Origin of the sequence: Hyphobacterium lacteum, from assembly GCF_036330345.1 — a bacterium.
Lineage (GTDB): Bacteria > Pseudomonadota > Alphaproteobacteria > Caulobacterales > Maricaulaceae > Hyphobacterium > Hyphobacterium lacteum.
Genome location: NZ_JAZDRP010000031.1, coordinates 1 through 374, shown reverse-complemented (window position 1 = coordinate 374; position 374 = coordinate 1). Strand labels below are relative to the sequence as shown.

Annotated in this window: 1 protein-coding gene; it reads left to right on the top strand. The window is 59.4% G+C overall.

What is annotated here, in order from left to right; genetic code table 11:
- A partial coding sequence (locus tag V0U79_RS13660; RefSeq protein WP_330200066.1) for an Ig-like domain-containing protein occupies positions 1-374 on the top strand: 374 nt, incomplete at both ends.

Below are 374 nucleotides of genomic sequence, written 5' to 3'. Positions count from 1 at the left end.
GAGATCTCCGTTGGCAATGGTGCGGCTTCCAACCTCTCTGGATCCGGCACCACCTACACCGCCACCATCACACCCGCGGCTGACGGCCAGGTCACCATCGATGTCGCCGCCAATGCGGCTCAAGATGCGGGTAGTAATGGAAATATTGTTGCCAGCCAGTTCTCCGTCACAAACGATCAGACCGCACCGACCGTGTCGATTACGGGTCCGGCAGGACCGGTCTCAGGCGCGTTTACCGCCAGCTTCACTTTCTCCGAAGCTGTCACAGGCTTTGCGTTAGGGGATATCTCGGTTGGCAATGGATCAACCTCGAACCTCTCTGGCTCTGGCACCACCTACACCGCCACCATCACACCCACAGCTGACGGCCAGGT